This is a genomic window from Streptomyces sp. enrichment culture, from assembly GCF_964272895.1.
Taxonomy (GTDB): Bacteria; Actinomycetota; Actinomycetes; order Streptomycetales; family Streptomycetaceae; genus Streptomyces.
In genome coordinates this window covers 3,416,767-3,433,123 of the sequence record NZ_OZ186832.1, presented here as the reverse complement: position 1 = coordinate 3,433,123, position 16,357 = coordinate 3,416,767, and the positions used below count along the sequence as shown (strand labels likewise).

Genomic DNA, 16,357 nt, shown 5'->3' with positions numbered 1-16,357 from the left:
GGGGGAGCGTCACCCACCCCCGGCCCGCACCTGCGCCGGGTCAGTGCGTCAGCGCGTTCAGCTGGTCCATGAACCACTGGGCCGGCGGCAGGGCGGTGGCCGCGGCGGCCAGGCGTTTCGTGCGCTCCGCCCGCTCCTCCGAAGGCATGGTCAGGGCCGCGTGCAGCGCCTCCGCCGTGCCGACGACGTCGTACGGGTTGACGCCCACCGCGTCCTCGCCCAGCTCCTCGTACGCCCCCGCCTCGCGTGAGAGCACCAGCGCGCAGCCGCTGTCCGAGACGACGGGGACCTCCTTGGCGACGAGGTTCATGCCGTCGCGGATGGGGTTGACGAGGGCGACGTCGGCGAGGCGGTAGGCGGCCAGGGAGCGGGCGAAGTCGTCCTTGACGTGGAGGACGACCGGCGTCCAGTCAGGGGTGCCGTAGCGGAGGTTGATGTCCTCGGCGACGCGCTGCACCTCGGCCGTGTAGTCGCGGTACACCGCGAGGTCCTGGCGGGAGGGGTAGGCGAAGGCCACGTGCACCACCCGCTCGCGCCACTCGGGGTGGGCCTCCAGCAGGTGCCGGTAGGCGAGCAGGCCCCGCACGATGTTCTTGGACAGCTCCGTACGGTCGACCCGCACGATCGCCCTGCGGCCCGCGCCGATCTCCTCCCGCAGCCCGGCGATCCGCTCGTCGACGTCGTCCTCGTGCGCGCGCCGGCGCAGGAAGTCCGCGTCGGCGCCCAGCCCGTGCACGCCGATCCGGGTCTCCCCGAGGCCGCCCGCGAACCGCTCGCAGCACGCGGTGAAGGCGTCCGCCCAGCGCCGGGTGAGGAAGCCGAGCCGGTCCGCGCCGAGCATGCCGCGCAGCAGCCGGGCGGCGATGTCGTCCGGCAGCATGCGGAAGTACTCCGGCGGCGCCCAGGGCGTGTGCGAGAAGTGGCCGATGCGCAGATCGGGGCGCAGCTCGCGGAGCATGCCGGGCGCCAGCGCGAGGTGGTAGTCCTGCACCATCACCGCCGCGCCCTCGGCCGCCTCCTGGGCCAGCGCCTCGGCGAAGGCGCGGTTGTACGCCTCGTACGACGCCCACTGCCGCCGGAACTCCAGGTCGAAGACCGGCTCCAGAGGCGTCTGGTAGAGCATGTGGTGGACGAACCACAGGACCGAGTTGGCGATGCCGTTGTAGGCGTCCGCGTGGACGTCGGCCGGAATGTCCAGCATCCGTACGCCCTGCTGCCCCTCCCCGCGGCGCACCGCCTCCCGGTCGGCGTCGCTCAGCGCCGCGCAGACCCAGACGGCGCCCGCGTCCGGGCCGATCGCCGAGAGTCCGGAGACGAGCCCGCCGCCGCCCCGCTTGGCGTGCAGCGAGCCGTCCTCGCGCAGTTCGTAGGAGACCGGGCCGCGGTTGGACGCGAGCAGCACCTGTGCACCGTGCGTGGAAGCCATACGCCTCAACCTAGCCCGGCCCGGAAACGCTCAAACGTGCGGATCGGCCAGGTGCGGCCGCCCTGGCGCGTCACGCCACCTTGCGCGCGGCGTACTCGGCGATCTCCACCATCGGCGGGCGCTCCTCCGTGTCGACGGAGTACGTGCGCGCCTCGAACCCGTCCTCGCCCCGCTCGAACTGGGTGAGCGCGGGCCGGATCAGATGCCCGCGGGCGAGGCGGAGCTGGGCCGTGCGGTAGATCGCCGCCGCCATGCGGCCGAGGGCCTGGCCGTCCTGGTGGCGGTGCTTGCGCACCCCTACGTCCACCTGGGCGAGGGCGTCGAGGCCGACGAGATGCAGGGAGTCGACCAGCATGCCGAGCTCGACGCCGTAGCCGACGGGGAACGGCAGCTGTTCGAGGAGGGTGCGCCGGGCTGCGTACTCGCCGCCCAGCGGCTGGACGAACCCGGCCAGCTGCGGCCAGTGCATGTTGAGCAGCGGGCGGGCCATCAGTTCGGTGACCCGGCCGCCCTGGCCCGCGGCGCCGGCCAGCGGGCGGTCGTACATGCCCTTGACCAGGTCCACGTCCGGGTCGGTGAGCAGCGGGCCGACGATGCCGGAGACGAAGTCGGAGGAGAACTCCTTCAGGTCGGCGTCGACGAAGCAGACGATGTCCCCGGTGGTGACGAGCAGGGAGCGCCACAGCACCTCCCCCTTGCCGGGGACGGCCGGGATGCGGGGCAGGATCGTGTCGCGGTGCACGACCTTGGCGCCCGCCGCGGCGGCCACCTCGGAGGTGCGGTCGGTCGAGCCGGAGTCGACGACGACTATCTCGTCGACCAGGGGCGCCTGGTGCATGAGGTCGTGGCGGATGACGGAGACGATGTCACCGACCGTCTCCTCCTCGTTGAGCGCGGGGAGCACGACGGAGACCGTCTGCCCGCTCGCGCGCTTGGCGGCCAGGATCTGGTGCAGCGGGCGGTCGGCGGCGGACCAGGAGCGGGTGGTCAGCCAGCGCTCGACTTCTTCCAGCACAGCCTGGGGCTCCTCTGCGTTCTCTCGGCGAGGGTGGGGTCTCAGGGGATTCTGTGATCCATCTCGCGGTTCGGACGGCTATCTCAACTGTCCTGGCCTTCGGTTACAGTCTTGAACAACGCTGATGACCATCGCATGTCGGGGGTCGTATGCGTGGACAACTCCATACCGCTCATCCAGAGGGGCAGAGGGATACGGCCCGATGAAGCCCCGGCAACCCTCCAGTCGGTTCTCCTGACATTCGTGCAGCGAGGCTCCCGGCTAGGGAAGGTGCCAAATCCGTCTCACGGCGAGATGCGTCGTGAGGAAGATGAGGAGAAAGGGCCTCGCCTCACATGGCTGTGCAGACTGTTGCAAGCTCCACCGATTCCGCCGTCGACCTCGGCCCCGCCGCCGCCCTGAGCTGCCGCGAGTGCGGACACCGGGTACCCCTCGGGCCCGTCTTCGCCTGCGAGGAGTGTTTCGGGCCGCTGGAGATCGCCTACGACTTCTCCTCCTACGACGCCGAAGAGCTCCGCAAGCGCATCGAGGCCGGTCCCGCGAACATCTGGCGGTACGCGCCGCTGCTGCCCGTCCCCGCGGACGTGGCCGGCAAGCCGAACCTGAACCCCGGCTGGACCAAGCTCGTCCAGGCCGACCACCTGGCGGCCGAGCTGGGTGTCGAGGCCGGCAAGCTCTTCGTCAAGGACGACTCGGGCAACCCCACCCACTCCTTCAAGGACCGCGTGGTCGCCCAGGCCCTGGAGGCCGCGCGCGCCTTCGGCTTCACCACCCTGTCCTGCTCCTCCACCGGCAACCTCGCCGGTGCCGTCGGCGCCGCCGCCGCCCGCGCCGGCTTCCGCTCCTGCGTGTTCATCCCGCACGACCTGGAGCAGGGCAAGGTCGTCATGGCCGCGGTCTACGGCGGCGAACTCGTCGGCATCGAGGGCAACTACGACGATGTCAACCGTTTCTGCTCCGAGCTCATCGGCGACCCGGCGGGCGAGGGCTGGGGCTTCGTCAACGTCAACCTGCGGCCGTACTACGCGGAGGGGTCCAAGACCCTGGCGTACGAGATCTGCGAGCAGCTCGGCTGGAAGCTGCCCGACCAGATCGTCGTGCCGATCGCGTCCGGCTCGCAGCTGACGAAGATCGACAAGGGGCTGCAGGAGCTGATCAAGCTCGGGCTCGTCGAGGACAGGCCGTACAAGATCTTCGGCGCGCAGGCCGAGGGCTGCTCGCCGGTGTCCACGGCCTTCAAGGCCGGCCACGACGTGGTCCGCCCGCAGAAGCCGAACACCATCGCCAAGTCGCTGGCCATCGGCAACCCGGCCGACGGCCCCTACGTCCTGGACATCGCCCGCCGCACGGGCGGCGCCGTGGAGGACGTGACCGACGAGCAGGTCGTCCACGCGATCAAGCTGCTCGCCCGGACCGAGGGGATCTTCGCCGAGACGGCGGGCGGCGTGACGGTGGGCGTCACGCGCAAGCTGATCGAGAACGGTCTGCTCGACCCCGCCAAGACCACCGTCGTCCTCAACACCGGCGACGGCCTCAAGACCCTCGACGCGGTGGCCGGCACCGGCCTCACCGCCACCATCCGTCCCAACCTGGACTCCTTCCGAGAGGCTGGCCTCGCATGAGCGTGACCGTCCGCATCCCCACCATCCTGCGTACCTACACCGGCGGTCAGGCCGAGGTCCCCGCCGAGGGCGCGACCCTCGCCGAGGTCATCGCCGATCTGGAGAAGAACCACACGGGGATCGCCGCCCGTGTCCTGGACGACCAGGGCAAGCTGCGCCGGTTCGTGAACGTGTACGTCAACGACGACGACGTGCGCTTCGAGCAGGGCCTGGAGACGGCCACCCCGGACGGCGCCGGCGTCTCGATCATTCCGGCGGTCGCCGGCGGCTGAGACCCGCCCGCTCATTACCCTCGGTAAGGGCGGTCACCGAGAGTTCAACGAATTGCCCCCTCCGTGAGAGAAACGGAGGGGGCAATTCTGCATGGTTGAGCGCGGTAGAGTTGGGGAAGCAGCCGCCACCCCGCATGCCGGGCGCATATGAGTTTCGCTCGGGGATCCGTGGAGAACCGTCGAGAAGCAGCCAAAGTGGGTGGCGGATTTACGCCTTTCGCCCCTCTTTGCGTGGCCCGACTTGCCCTGGATTCGGGTGAATTCTCGGTAAATTCCCGACCGGTCGCGTCCTGAATTCTCGTCCGATTGACCTGTTGCAGACGGCAGTTGGACAGATACATTCAGCCGCGGTCGACGCGTTCCGGCGCACGCCCCCGACCAATGGGGGGTGAGGTCTGACCCGGGTCCGCGAAGTGTGGATCTGTGCAAGGGCCAGTAATAGGGGAGTTAGGCATGGCTCAGGGCACCGTCAAGTGGTTCAACGCGGAGAAGGGGTACGGCTTCATCGCGGTCGACGGTGGTGCGGACGTCTTCGTCCACTACAGCGCGATTCAGATGGACGGTTACCGCACCCTGGAAGAGGGCCAGCGGGTCGAGTTCGAGATCTCGCAGGGCCAGAAGGGTCCGCAGGCCGACATGGTTCGCGTCACCGCCTGAACGATTCTTTCGACGAAGGGCCCGCACCCGCACAGGGTGCGGGCCCTTCGTCTGCTCGCGGGGTCGTCCCGCGCCCCTGTTCGCCCGGGGCTGATCCCCGCCGGTAGCAGGGGCCGGACCCTGAGAGGCGCTTGCACTCGACAGGGGCGAGTGCTAATCATTGGCGTTAGCACTCTGAAGGTGAGAGTGACAGCGAAGGACCGGGTCGGTGAGGCCCGCGGGCCGGGTGGGGCAAGGAACCACGAGGCCGGCGAGCCGTCCGTCGCGGGCGCGGGCGCGGTCCGAAGGAATCACCCCCAGTCCTGGAGGGACCACTTCACATGGCCAAGATCATCGCGTTCGACGAGGAGGCGCGGCGCGGCCTCGAGCGCGGCATGAACCAGCTCGCGGACGCCGTCAAGGTGACGCTCGGCCCCAAGGGTCGCAACGTCGTCCTCGAGAAGAAGTGGGGCGCCCCCACGATCACCAACGATGGTGTCTCCATCGCCAAGGAGATCGAGCTCGAGGACCCGTACGAGAAGATCGGCGCCGAGCTGGTCAAGGAAGTCGCCAAGAAGACGGACGACGTCGCCGGTGACGGTACGACCACGGCCACCGTTCTCGCCCAGGCGCTCGTCCGCGAGGGTCTGCGCAACGTCGCCGCCGGTGCCAACCCGATGGCCCTGAAGCGCGGTATCGAGAAGGCCGTCGAGGCCGTCTCCGGTGCGCTGCTCGACCAGGCCAAGGAGGTCGAGACCAAGGAGCAGATCGCCTCCACCGCCTCCATCTCCGCCGCCGACACCCAGATCGGCGAGCTCATCGCCGAGGCCATGGACAAGGTCGGCAAGGAAGGCGTCATCACCGTCGAGGAGTCGCAGACCTTCGGTCTGGAGCTCGAGCTCACCGAGGGCATGCGCTTCGACAAGGGCTACATCTCCGCCTACTTCGCGACCGACATGGAGCGCATGGAGGCGGTGCTCGAGGACCCGTACATCCTCATCGCCAACTCCAAGATCTCCTCGGTCAAGGACCTGCTCCCGCTCCTGGAGAAGGTCATGCAGTCGGGCAAGCCGCTGCTGATCATCGCCGAGGACGTCGAGGGCGAGGCCCTGTCGACCCTGGTCGTCAACAAGATCCGCGGCACCTTCAAGTCCGTCGCCGTCAAGGCCCCGGGCTTCGGCGACCGCCGCAAGGCCATGCTCGGCGACATCGCCATCCTCACGGGCGGCGAGGTCATCTCCGAGGAGGTCGGCCTCAAGCTGGAGAACGCGACCCTGGACCTCCTGGGCCGCGCCCGCAAGGTCGTCATCACCAAGGACGAGACCACCATCGTCGACGGTGCCGGCTCCTCGGAGCAGGTCAACGGCCGCGTCAACCAGATCCGCGCCGAGATCGAGAACAGCGACTCCGACTACGACCGCGAGAAGCTGCAGGAGCGTCTGGCCAAGCTCGCCGGCGGCGTCGCGGTCATCAAGGCCGGTGCCGCCACCGAGGTGGAGCTCAAGGAGCGCAAGCACCGCATCGAGGACGCCGTCCGCAACGCGAAGGCGGCCGTCGAGGAGGGCATCGTCGCCGGTGGTGGCGTGGCCCTGCTGCAGGCGTCCGAGGTCTTCGAGAAGCTGGAGCTGGAGGGCGACGAGGCCACCGGTGCCGCCGCCGTCAAGCTGGCGCTGGAGGCCCCGCTGAAGCAGATCTCCGTGAACGCCGGCCTCGAGGGCGGCGTCATCGTGGAGAAGGTGCGCAACCTGCCCGTCGGCCACGGTCTGAACGCCGCGACCGGTGAGTACGTCGACATGATCGCCGAGGGCATCATCGACCCGGCGAAGGTGACCCGTTCCGCGCTGCAGAACGCCGCCTCCATCGCCGCGCTGTTCCTCACCACCGAGGCCGTCATCGCCGACAAGCCGGAGAAGGCCGCGGCCCCGGCCGGCGGCGGCATGCCGGGCGGTGACATGGACTTCTGATCGGCCTCCGGCTGATCGCCTGTCCTTCGCGAGGGCGGCATCCCCTGTCCGTGACAGGGGGTGCCGCCCTTCGGCGTGTCCAGGGTCATGCACGGGGCCCGTAGGCAGGTACTTAAGAACCTGCAACAATGCACACTCACATACCGAGCGGTTTCACCCGTCGGACGACCTGAGGAGCCCCTACGTGAGCGTCACCGAGTCCCCCGCCTCCCGCGCCGCCGCGGTGCTGTCCCGGCCGATCACGCTGAACGGCCTCACCGTCCCCAACCGGATCGTGATGGCGCCCATGACCCGTATGTTCTCCCCCGGCGGCATCCCCGGCGAGGACGTCCGGTCCTACTACGCCCGCCGCGCCGCGGCCGGTGTGGGCCTGATCGTCACCGAGGGCACGTACGTCGGCCACGAGTCGGCCGGCAACAGCCGCCGCGTCCCCCGCTTCCACGGCGAGGAGCAGCTGGCGGGCTGGGCGAAGGTCGCCGAGGACGTCCACGCGGCCGGCGGCACCATCGTCCCGCAGCTGTGGCACATCGGCATGGTCCGCAAGCAGGGCGACGGCCCCTTCCCGGACGCCCCCGCCATGGGCCCCTCCGGTCTGGTCGCCGCGGGCGCCGAACCCACGGGCAAGGCCATGACCCAGCAGGACCTGGACGACGTGATCGCCGCGTTCGCGCGGGCCGCCGCGGACGCCGAGCGCATCGGCTTCGACGGCGTGGAGCTCCACGGCGCCCACGGCTACCTCATCGACCAGTTCCTGTGGGCCGGCACCAACCGTCGTACCGACGCCTACGGCGGCGACGCGGTGGCCCGCACCCGGTTCGCGGCCGAGATCGTGGCGGCCGTGCGGGAGGCGGTCTCGCCGTCGTTCCCCGTCCTCTTCCGCTACTCCCAGTGGAAGCAGCAGGACTACACCGCCCGCCTCGCCGAGACGCCCGAGGAACTGGAGGCGATCCTGACCCCGCTCGCCGCGGCCGGCGTCGACGTCTTCCACGCCTCCACCCGGCGCTACTGGCTCCCCGAGTTCGACGGCTCCGACCTCAACCTGGCCGGCTGGACGAAGAAGCTCACCGGCAAGCAGGTCATCTCCGTCGGCTCGGTCGGCCTCGACGGCGACTTCCTGAACGCCTTCCAGGGCGAGGGCGCGCCGCTCGGCAGCCTGGACAACCTCCTGGACCGGCTGGAGGCCGACGAGTTCGACATGGTCGCCGTCGGCCGCGCGCTGCTCCAGGACCCCGAGTGGGCGGTCAAGGTGCTCGCCGGCCGCGTGGACGAGCTCAGGCCCTACGACGCGGCGTCGGTGAAGACCCTCAGCTGACGGTCACAGACTGCCGTTCAGCGGCTCGATGTCGACGCGCACCGGGGTGCCCCACACCCGCAGCACCTCGTAGTCGGTGAACTCGTGCACGAGCCGGTAGGCCATCGCCGCCCGCGGGCCGCGCCGCTGGGCGGCCAGATACAGCTCCGCCTCGCGCCGGTCCCGCCGGGGCGTGCCGCACAGCTGCCACTCCTGCCCGTTCCACAGCTCCGGCAGATACCGCTGCTGGGGCTGCGGCCGGTCCCCGCGCACCCCGTACCGCGAGGGCGCGCTCTCCGGCGGCCGCCGGGCGGCGGGCCCGTTGATCTCCGCCCGCCGGGCCGCCCTGCGCCGCGTCTCGCACAGCAGGCACAGGTCCGGGGCGGCGCTGTCCACGGGCCCGTGCGGGTGCTCGGCGCACCGCGTGGCCGGAGCCGCCGTCGCCACGCTCTCCTCCAGCAGGTCCAGGGCGCGCCGCAGATCCCCCTTCACCTCGTGCAGCTTGGCGTCGGGAGTGTCGGCCGTCAGCGCCTCCCCGTGCTCGCCGAGAAGACGCAGGGCGCGGCCGAGAGCGGTGAGCTGGGCGTGGTTCATGGTGTCCCAGGGTAAGAGGTGCGGCCGCGGTCCGGCCCCTCGCCGTGGGCCGGGGCGCAGGGCTCGGTGCCCGAGGCCGTCTCCCCGAGCCCGCGCAGCCCCACCGCGTACGTCACCGCGAACCCCACCACGTAGCCCGTCAGCAGGCCCCCGGCGTAGATCGCCGCGGTCGGGAGCAGCCCTCTGTTCCCGGCCAGCAGCGGGAAGAGTGCCCAGCCCGAGGGACCGATGGCGGTGGCGCCGACCTTGTCGCCGAGCATGGCGAAGAGGCCGAGGAAGGCGCCGCCCGCCGCGCCGCCCGCGCAGGCGGTGAGGAAGGGGCGGCCGAGGGGGAGAGAGACGCCGTAGATCAGGGGTTCGCCCACGCCCAGCAGGCCGGCCGGCAGGGCCGAGCGGATCGTTCTGCGCAGTGAGGCGTCGTGGCGCAGGCGGAGGTAGACCGCCGCGGCCGCGCCCACCTGGCCCGCGCCGGCCATGGCCAGCACGGGGAGCAGGACGGTGTAGGTCTGCTGCTCGATGAGGGTGGTGTGCAGGGGGATCAGGGCCTGGTGCAGGCCCAGCATCACCAGCGGCAGGAACAGGCCGCCCAGGACCAGGCCCGCCACCACGCCCGTGGTCGTCAGCAGCCAGGTCGCCGCCTCCCCGATGGCCGTGGAGACCTCGCCGGCCACGTACATGAGGCCGTAGAGCGTCGTCAGGCCCGCGATCAGGACCGTCAGGGCGGGGGTGAGGAGCACGTCCAGCGCGGCCGGGACATGGCGGTGGCACCACTTCTCCACACCGGTGCCCAGCAGGGCCGCCGCCAGGGCGCCCAGGACGCCTCCCTGGCCGGGGGCGAGGGTGAGGCCGAACGCGGTCACCTTCGCCACGCCCGGATAGACGACCACCGCCGCGATCGCGCCGCCCAGCACCGGTGTGCCGCCGAACTCCTTGGCCGTGTTGTGGCCGACGAACACCGCGATGAGTGCCATGAACGCGGAGGCGATCGCCGACAGGGCGGGGGTGAGGCCGGGCAGCAGGCCGGTGTTCGCCAGCAGTCCGCTCAGGCCCGCGAGGATGCCGCAGCCGATGAGGGCGGGGATCAGCGGCACGAAGATGTTCGCCACGCGGCGCAGCGCCAGCTTCAGCGGGGTGGCGTTGCGGCGCCGCTGCTCCTGCTTCAACGCCTGTCCCCGCGCCGCGAGTTCCGCCGCCGCTCCGCGCTCCTCCAGCAGCTCCTCGAACGCCGATGTCACCCGGCCGACCGCCCCCGGCCCCAGCACCACCTGGCAGGTGCCGTCGGCGACGACGCCCAGCACGGCCGGCAGCGCCCGCAGGGCCTGTTCGTCGACGAGCGCGGGGTCGGCCAGGCCGAGGCGCAGCCGGGTCATGCAGTGGGCGACGGAGGTGACGTTGGCGGGGCCGCCGACCAGGGGGAGGATCGCGGCCGCTGTGGCGTGGGGGTCGTCCGGGCTCAGGGGCATGCCCCGAGCGTGCGGTCAGCCCGCCGCCGTGGCCAGCGCGGCACGCAGCCTGCCGCCGGACTCCTCCAGAAGGCGGGCGGCCGTCGGGCCGTCCACCCCCGCCAGGATCGTCAGGATCGCGTCCTTCACCTCGCCGTCGGTGGCGGCCAGCGCGGCCTCGACCTCCTCGTCGGTGGCGCCGGTGGCGAGGGCGACGATACGGCGGGAGCGGGCGCGCAGCTTGTCGTTGGAGGCGCGGACGTCGACCATCAGGTTCCCGTAGGTCTTGCCCAGCCGGATCATCGTGATCGTCGAGATCATGTTGAGGACCAGCTTCTGCGCGGTGCCCGCCTTCAGACGGGTCGAGCCGGTGATCAGCTCCGGGCCGGTGACGATCTCGATGCCGTGCTCCGCCGCGGCGGCCAGCGGGGAACCGGCGTTGCAGGACAGGCCCACGGTGAGGGCGCCGTGCGCTCGCGCGTGGGTCACGGCCGCCACCGCGTACGGGGTGCGGCCGGACGCGGAGATGCCGACCACCGTGTCCTCGGGGGCGGGTTTGAGGGCGTCCAGGTCGGCCCTCGCCAGTTCCTCGGAGTCCTCCGCGCCCTCGATCGACGTCACCATCGCCTGCGGGCCGCCCGCGATCAGGCCGATCACCTGGGAGGGGTCGGTGTTGAAGGTGGGCGGGCACTCGGAGGCGTCCAGGATGCCGAGGCGGCCGGCGGTTCCGGCGCCGGCGTAGATCAGGCGTCCGCCGTTCGCCATCCGGCGGCTCACGGCGTCGATGGCGGCGGCGATCTCGGGGAGACGCTCGGCGACGGCGGTGGGGACGGTCGCGTCCCCCGCGTTCATCAGCTGGGCGATCTCGAGGGTGGGGAGCTGGTCGATGTCCGCGAGGTCCTGCCGGAAGGCTTCGGTGGACAGGGCGTTGAGGTCCTGGGGGTTCATGGAGGCGGCTCTCTCCGGCTTTCAGAAGACCGTAGGGCTTGTTCGTCGTGGGTTCGTGCGGGTTGTCTGTGGCTGGTCGCGCAGTTCCCCGCGCCCCTGACCGGCATCCACTTCACCGGCGATGTCTATGTGCCAGTGCCTCGTACGACGCCGCCAGTGCGGGGGCCGCCGTCTCGTACGTCCGCTGCATCACGCCCACGAACAGGCAGTCCACGACCAGCAGTTGGCTCGTCCTGGACGACATGGCGGCCGGTCTCAGCTCGGTCTCCCGCGCCGTGGACGTGGTCAGGACGTGGTCCGCGTACTGCGTGACCGGGGAGTCCGGGCGGCCGGTGATGGCGACCGTGGTCGCGCCGTGGTCGAAGGCGACCCGGAGCGGTTCGATGACGTCTCCGGTGGAGCCCGAGTGGGTGATCGCGATCGCCACGTCCCCGGACCGCAGCTGCACGGCGTTGGTGACGGCGAGGTGGGGGTCGCTGTGGGCGTGGGCTATGAGCCCTATGCGCAGCAGCTTCTGGGTGAGGTCCTGGGCGACCAGCCCCGAGGCGCCTATGCCGTAGACGTCGATGCGGCGGGCGGAGGCGGCGGCCGTGACCGCGGCGCCGAGCTGGACGGTGTCGAGGGCGGCGGCGGTGTCGGCGAGGGTCTGCTGCTCGTCGTAGGCCAGTTTGGCCACCACGTCCGCGATGGGGTCGTCCACCGCGATGTCGGTGGTGATGGAGGGGGCGCGGCCGGACTGCTGCTGGGCGGCGAGGCCGGCCAGGGCGAGGCGCAGGTCGCGGTAGCCGGGGTAGCCGAGGAGGCGGGCGGTGCGCACGACGGTGGCCTCGCTGGTGCCGGTGAGTTCGGCGAGGCCGGTGACGGTGAGGGCGGCGCAGCCGGCCGGGTCGCCCGCGACGGCCTCGGCGACGCGCTGCATGGAGCGGGTCATCGAGGGGGCGAGGGTACGGACCTTGGCGGCGAGGGCGGCCGGGGCGGGCGGTGACTCGCCGGCGACGGCCGGGTGCGCACCGGGGGCGCCGCCGGGCGCCGCACCAGAGGCTGCGAAAGTTTCCTTCACGTTCCGGGTCACATGTGAAAGATATTTTCGGCTCGGTGTCCTGGTCAAGAGTGCGCACAATGGGACCCATGGAAGGCATCGGTCCGCTGGAACAGGCTCTGCACGCCGCGCGCGCCCTGGTGCTCGCCGACCTCGTGGCGGGCCGGGTCGCCGAGGCGGACGTGGTCTCGCTGGTCGAGGAGTCCGTCACGCAGCGGCGCTGGTGGGTGGAGCAGTGGCCGGACGGCGTCACCTATGTGGCGGGGCTGGTGGCCCAGGACGTGCAGGACGCGCTCCTGGAGCGGTACGGGCGCTGGCCGTTGTGCCCGGTGTGCGGCACCGGTGACCCGCATGCGCTGGACGTCGAGCCCGAGCTGGGGCCCGATCCGCACTGGGTGTGCCACAAGGCGGGCGTGAAGGTGGCGGCCGTCGGAGCGCTGGGCGCCGCCGGCGGGACCTCGTCCTCGTGACCGTCTACATCGACCCGCCGCGCTGGCCGGGCCACGGCCGTATGTGGTCCCACCTGGTCAGCGATGTCTCCTACGACGAACTGCACGCCTTCGCCGAGGCGTTGGGCGTGCCGCGCCGCGCCTTCGAACGCGACCACTACGACCTCCCCGCCCACCGCTACCCGGACGCGGTGCGCGCCGGCGCCGTGGAGGTCAGCAGCCGCGAGGTGGTACGGCTGCTGCACGAGGCCGGCCTGCGCCGCCGCAAGGGCTCGGTTCACCGACCCCGCTCGTAGGCCAGCAGTTCCCCGGCGTCCCCCTTCTCACCCACCTGGACGAACCCGCTGCGGGTGAGCACGGCCCGGGAGGGCAGGTTGTCCCGCTCGACCGTGGCGACCAGCACCGACACGTCCTCCCGCGCCAGCGCCCAGGAGGCCAGCGCCTTTAGGGCCTCGGCAGCGTAGCCGTGGCCGCGGGCGGACGCGGCGAGGTCGTAGCCGACCTCCACGCGGCCGGCGTCGTCGGGCGAGCCGTGGAAGCCCATGCCGCCGACCGCGCGTCCGTCCTCGCGGCGGACCAGCACGTACACCCCGAACTCGGGTCGGTGCACGCCCGCTTCGTACGCCTTCAGCAGCATCCCGGCCGCGTCGCGGGTGCCGTCGTAGGGACCGTCCTCGACCCAGGCGAAACCGCCGTCGCCGCCCGAGCTCAGGTCGGCCGCGGCCGCCGGGGTGACGCCCTGCAGGGTGATGCGCCCGGCGTCGATGACGTGGTTGTTCGTCCACTTCCACGCGGTGAGCCGGGCGCGGCCCGGCAGCTCGCCGCGGCCGGTGGCCCACAGCAGGGTCGGCCAGGGGGCGGGGCCGGGCCGGACCTCCGGGAAGATCGTGGTCAGCACGTACTCGGCGAGCTCGGCGGGCGGCTCGTAGGGCAGACCGAAGGCGCCGGCGATGTCATGGGTGTGCAGCAGCGCCTCGGCGACGCCCATCGCGGCGAACCCGTCGCGGTCGGCGCTGCGGAAGGGGTACGGGTGGAAGGCGCGCGCCTCGCGCGGCGCGGTGCGCAGGGTCGCGGCGAACAGGGCGCCCATGGCGGTGACGACGTCGATCTGGCCCGCGTTGTCGGCCCGGTAGTTCCCGTTCTCGTCGCCGTCGACGGTGATGTCGAAGGGCACGTACGACGACTGCGCCCGCGAGGCCAGATTGCTCGCGTACCCGATGAAGTCGCTCGCGATGTGGGTGACCGTGAAGCGGACGCTCCACTCCAGACCGCCGGCCTTCGTGTTCTCCCAGTCCTCGTCGACCACCTGCCGCAGCAGCTCCGCGCAGCTCGCCGCGGCCTCTTCCACCCGTTCCGCACCCATGAATCGCATGCGGGCAGGCTAGGCGGCCCCCGCCCTCAGGTCGACAGCATTTCCAGCTCGCCGCGCAGGTTGTAGCGGGCGGTGGCCTCCCAGTGCCTGTGTCCGAAGGGTGTGTGGAACAGCCGTGGCAGGGCGAGGAGTTGGCGCAGGACATCGCAACGCCCGGCGCGGAAGGCGTCGTTCGGCACGAAGTGGTACTCCTCGCGCACGGCGGCGGTGTACGCGGCGTACGCGTGCGGCGGCGAGGCCAGCACCGCGAGATCGGCGTCGCACAGCACCTGCCCGTCGAAGTCGTCCTCGCCGGGATCGTGGGTGACGGTCAGCCGCACCAGCCGCGCCACCTCGGCGCTCCTGTGCTCCGGCACCCCCGCCTCGGGCAGCGCCCGCTCGGCGAGCCGCGCCGAGCGCTCCTCGTTCTCCGACCGCTCCGGCAGATACACGGCGTCGTGGAACCAGGCCGCCAGCCGTACGAGGTCCGGGTCCGCCGCGTACCGCTCCAGCGTGTCGACGTGATCCAGCACCGCCACCAGATGGGCGAGCGTGTGGTAGTGCCGCTGCGGCTCCTGCCAGCGGGCGAGCAGGTTGTCGGCGTACGGCACCGGGTCGGGGCCGCCGCCGGCACCGCGGGCGCCCTCCAGGGCACGGGCGAAACGGGCGCGCAGGACGTCGAGATCGGCCATGCGGCCATTCTCCCGCGCGAGGCAGGCAGGCCGACCTAGCGTGGCCGCATGACGGATGCACAGGTACGTGACCCCGAACTGCCCGGACGACTGCTCACCGCCGAGCGGGACGCGCTGATCCCCCTGCTGCGGGCGCGCCCCGACGAGGACTTCGCGATCCCCACGGCCGCCTGTCCTGGATGGACCGTGCGCGATGTGCTGGCGCACTGCTCCTCGGCGCTGATGCGGGTGGTCGAGCGGCGCTACGAGGAGGGCGTGTTCTCCCCCGAGATGAACGACCGGGACATCGCCGAGCGGGCCGACTGGACGAACGCGCAGGTCGTCGACGAGCTGGAGCGCGGGATGACCGAGGTGGGGCCCATCATCGCCAAGACGCGCGGACGGCTGGACGTCCTTCCGCTGGGCGAGTGGGTGCACGCCGGTGACGTCCGTGAGGCGCTGGGGGAGCCGGGCGCCTACGGCGGGGAGAGTCTGCCGATCGCCCTGTCGCTGCTGGCCTGGGTGACCGGCCGGCAGGCGCATGTCCCGCTGCTCGCCGACGTCGACGGCTTCGACGAGCAGCTGAGGCTCGGCGAGATGAGCGGGGAGCGTCCGCCCGCGCGCTACATCGGCGACGGGCCCACGCTCATCCGGCTGTACTCCGGACGCCCGCTCACGGGCGCGTCGTACGAACTGGCCGGGGTGGAGGCGAGGGAGCTGAACATCTTCGGCTGACCGTCCCCCGGCCGAGGCCCGCGGCAGCCTCTCGGCCGAGGCCCGCGGGCTTGTCGTGTTCGCGATCTCGCGGGCCGGTCCCTTCCCGACGTACCCTGAGATTGGACTAGACCTGTACTCGCTCCAGGGAACACCGACGGAAGGGGTCCTATGAGCACGCGTGCAGTCCTGGAGGTGATCGCCCTCGACGCCGAGGACGCGGTCGCCGCCCAGGCCGGAGGCGCGGACCGGCTGGAGCTGGTCACCGACATGGCGGCGGACGGGCTGACACCGCGGCCCGCCACCGTCGCCGCGATCCGCGCCGCCGTCGACATCCCGCTGCGCGTGATGCTGCGGCTCGCGGACGGTTTCGCCGCGGGATCCGTGGACCGGCTGGTCGACGCGGTCCACACGATGCGGGGGGCCGGGGCGAGCGAGTTCGTCCTCGGCTTCCTCGACGTCCACGGCGGCGTCGACCTGTACGCCGTCGAGCGGGTCGTCGCCGAGCTGGGCGGCTGTCCCTGGACCTTCCACCGCGCGATCGACCGCGCCGCCGACCGGGACGCCCTGCGCAAGCAGCTGGACGGTCTGCCGGGGCTGGACACCTACCTGACGGCAGGGGCGGCGTCCGGTGTCGACGAGGGCCTGCCGACGCTGGCCGCCGAGGCGGCGCGCAGGGGCGAGCCGGGGTACGAGCCGCAGATCCTGGTGGGGGGCGGGCTGCGGCTCGATCATGTGCCGGGGCTGCTGGAGGCGGGCATCGACGCCTTCCACATCGGCGGCGCGGCACGCCCTGCGGGCTGGGAAGGCCCGGTTTCGGTGGAGGCCGTGGCCGAGTGGCGGAGGGCTGTGGACGCGGTCTGAGGGGGCGCGCTGCGGTTCGTCTGCGGCTGCGGGTGGTCGTGGGTGGCTCGCGCCCCTGG

General features: G+C 71.8%; 17 protein-coding genes and 1 riboswitch. Of the genes, 9 read left to right on the top strand and 8 right to left on the bottom strand.

What is annotated here, in order from left to right:
- Positions 1 to 40 precede the first annotated feature (40 nt).
- The gene (locus ACSU6M_RS15450; RefSeq protein WP_437070299.1) at positions 41 to 1,426 is read right to left on the bottom strand and encodes an alpha,alpha-trehalose-phosphate synthase (UDP-forming); all 1,386 of its coding nucleotides are present in this window, start codon (positions 1,424 to 1,426) and stop codon (positions 41 to 43) included.
- A gap of 70 nt (positions 1,427 to 1,496) precedes the next feature.
- Positions 1,497 to 2,441: a glucosyl-3-phosphoglycerate synthase gene (locus ACSU6M_RS15445; protein ID WP_437070298.1), complete on the bottom strand. Its 945-nt coding sequence runs from the start codon at positions 2,439 to 2,441 to the stop codon at positions 1,497 to 1,499.
- A 169-nt stretch (positions 2,442 to 2,610) separates the two neighbouring features.
- Positions 2,611 to 2,758: riboswitch (SAM riboswitch) on the top strand.
- Positions 2,759 to 2,776: 18 nt separating this feature from the next.
- Here ACSU6M_RS15445 and thrC point away from each other — a divergent pair.
- The 5 genes from thrC to ACSU6M_RS15420 all read left to right on the top strand — a co-directional run bounded on the left by thrC (position 2,777) and on the right by ACSU6M_RS15420 (position 8,247).
- Positions 2,777 to 4,063 carry a threonine synthase gene (gene thrC / locus ACSU6M_RS15440; protein WP_437070297.1) on the top strand — a complete coding sequence of 429 codons (1,287 nt, stop codon included), beginning with the start codon at positions 2,777 to 2,779 and terminating at the stop codon, positions 4,061 to 4,063.
- Positions 4,060 to 4,335, top strand: coding sequence for a MoaD/ThiS family protein (locus ACSU6M_RS15435; protein WP_437070296.1), 276 nt, complete (start codon positions 4,060 to 4,062; stop codon positions 4,333 to 4,335). Before thrC ends, ACSU6M_RS15435 begins: the two co-directional genes overlap by 4 nt.
- A gap of 453 nt (positions 4,336 to 4,788) precedes the next feature.
- Positions 4,789 to 4,992, top strand: a complete 204-nt coding sequence (locus tag ACSU6M_RS15430; RefSeq protein ID WP_004986573.1) for a cold-shock protein — start codon at positions 4,789 to 4,791, stop codon at positions 4,990 to 4,992.
- Positions 4,993 to 5,312: 320 nt separating this feature from the next.
- Entirely contained in the window at positions 5,313 to 6,935 is a 1,623-nt protein-coding gene (gene groL, locus ACSU6M_RS15425) for a chaperonin GroEL (protein ID WP_437070295.1), read from the top strand.
- Between the two features lie 184 nt (positions 6,936 to 7,119).
- Positions 7,120 to 8,247, top strand: a complete 1,128-nt coding sequence (locus tag ACSU6M_RS15420) for an NADH:flavin oxidoreductase (RefSeq protein WP_437070294.1) — start codon at positions 7,120 to 7,122, stop codon at positions 8,245 to 8,247.
- A 3-nt stretch (positions 8,248 to 8,250) separates the two neighbouring features.
- Here the strand turns inward: ACSU6M_RS15420 and ACSU6M_RS15415 are convergent, their stop codons facing one another.
- The 4 genes from ACSU6M_RS15415 to ACSU6M_RS15400 all read right to left on the bottom strand — a co-directional run bounded on the left by ACSU6M_RS15415 (position 8,251) and on the right by ACSU6M_RS15400 (position 12,282).
- Positions 8,251 to 8,820, bottom strand: a complete 570-nt coding sequence (locus tag ACSU6M_RS15415; RefSeq protein ID WP_437070293.1) for a hypothetical protein — start codon at positions 8,818 to 8,820, stop codon at positions 8,251 to 8,253.
- Positions 8,817 to 10,283, bottom strand: coding sequence for a PTS transporter subunit EIIC (locus ACSU6M_RS15410; protein ID WP_437070292.1), 1,467 nt, complete (start codon positions 10,281 to 10,283; stop codon positions 8,817 to 8,819). Before ACSU6M_RS15410 ends, ACSU6M_RS15415 begins: the two co-directional genes overlap by 4 nt.
- Before the next feature lie 15 nt (positions 10,284 to 10,298).
- Positions 10,299 to 11,210: an N-acetylmuramic acid 6-phosphate etherase gene (gene murQ / locus ACSU6M_RS15405; protein WP_437070291.1), complete on the bottom strand. Its 912-nt coding sequence runs from the start codon at positions 11,208 to 11,210 to the stop codon at positions 10,299 to 10,301.
- Positions 11,211 to 11,322: 112 nt separating this feature from the next.
- Positions 11,323 to 12,282: a MurR/RpiR family transcriptional regulator gene (locus ACSU6M_RS15400; protein WP_437070290.1), complete on the bottom strand. Its 960-nt coding sequence runs from the start codon at positions 12,280 to 12,282 to the stop codon at positions 11,323 to 11,325.
- 56 nt (positions 12,283 to 12,338) lie between these two features.
- Here ACSU6M_RS15400 and ACSU6M_RS15395 point away from each other — a divergent pair, with 56 nt between their 5' ends.
- Both ACSU6M_RS15395 and ACSU6M_RS15390 read left to right on the top strand, forming a co-directional pair.
- Positions 12,339 to 12,719 carry a hypothetical protein gene (locus tag ACSU6M_RS15395; protein ID WP_437070289.1) on the top strand — a complete coding sequence of 127 codons (381 nt, stop codon included), beginning with the start codon at positions 12,339 to 12,341 and terminating at the stop codon, positions 12,717 to 12,719.
- A complete protein-coding gene (locus ACSU6M_RS15390) occupies positions 12,716 to 12,994 on the top strand; it encodes a DUF4031 domain-containing protein (RefSeq protein WP_437070288.1) in 279 nt (92 codons plus the stop codon). Before ACSU6M_RS15395 ends, ACSU6M_RS15390 begins: the two co-directional genes overlap by 4 nt.
- Here ACSU6M_RS15390 and ACSU6M_RS15385 read toward each other — a convergent pair.
- Complete coding sequence (locus tag ACSU6M_RS15385) at positions 12,976 to 14,070, bottom strand: GNAT family N-acetyltransferase (RefSeq protein ID WP_437070287.1); 1,095 nt, start codon at positions 14,068 to 14,070, stop codon at positions 12,976 to 12,978. The two genes, ACSU6M_RS15390 and ACSU6M_RS15385, sit on opposite strands and share 19 nt — an antisense overlap.
- 26 nt (positions 14,071 to 14,096) lie before the next feature.
- Positions 14,097 to 14,741 carry an HD domain-containing protein gene (locus ACSU6M_RS15380; protein WP_437070286.1) on the bottom strand — a complete coding sequence of 215 codons (645 nt, stop codon included), beginning with the start codon at positions 14,739 to 14,741 and terminating at the stop codon, positions 14,097 to 14,099.
- Between the two features lie 48 nt (positions 14,742 to 14,789).
- Here ACSU6M_RS15380 and ACSU6M_RS15375 point away from each other — a divergent pair, with 48 nt between their 5' ends.
- Positions 14,790 to 15,455, top strand: coding sequence for a maleylpyruvate isomerase family mycothiol-dependent enzyme (locus ACSU6M_RS15375; RefSeq protein WP_437070285.1), 666 nt, complete (start codon positions 14,790 to 14,792; stop codon positions 15,453 to 15,455).
- Positions 15,456 to 15,605: 150 nt separating this feature from the next.
- The gene (locus ACSU6M_RS15370; protein ID WP_437070284.1) at positions 15,606 to 16,298 is read left to right on the top strand and encodes a copper homeostasis protein CutC; all 693 of its coding nucleotides are present in this window, start codon (positions 15,606 to 15,608) and stop codon (positions 16,296 to 16,298) included.
- Positions 16,299 to 16,357: the final 59 nt, after the last annotated feature.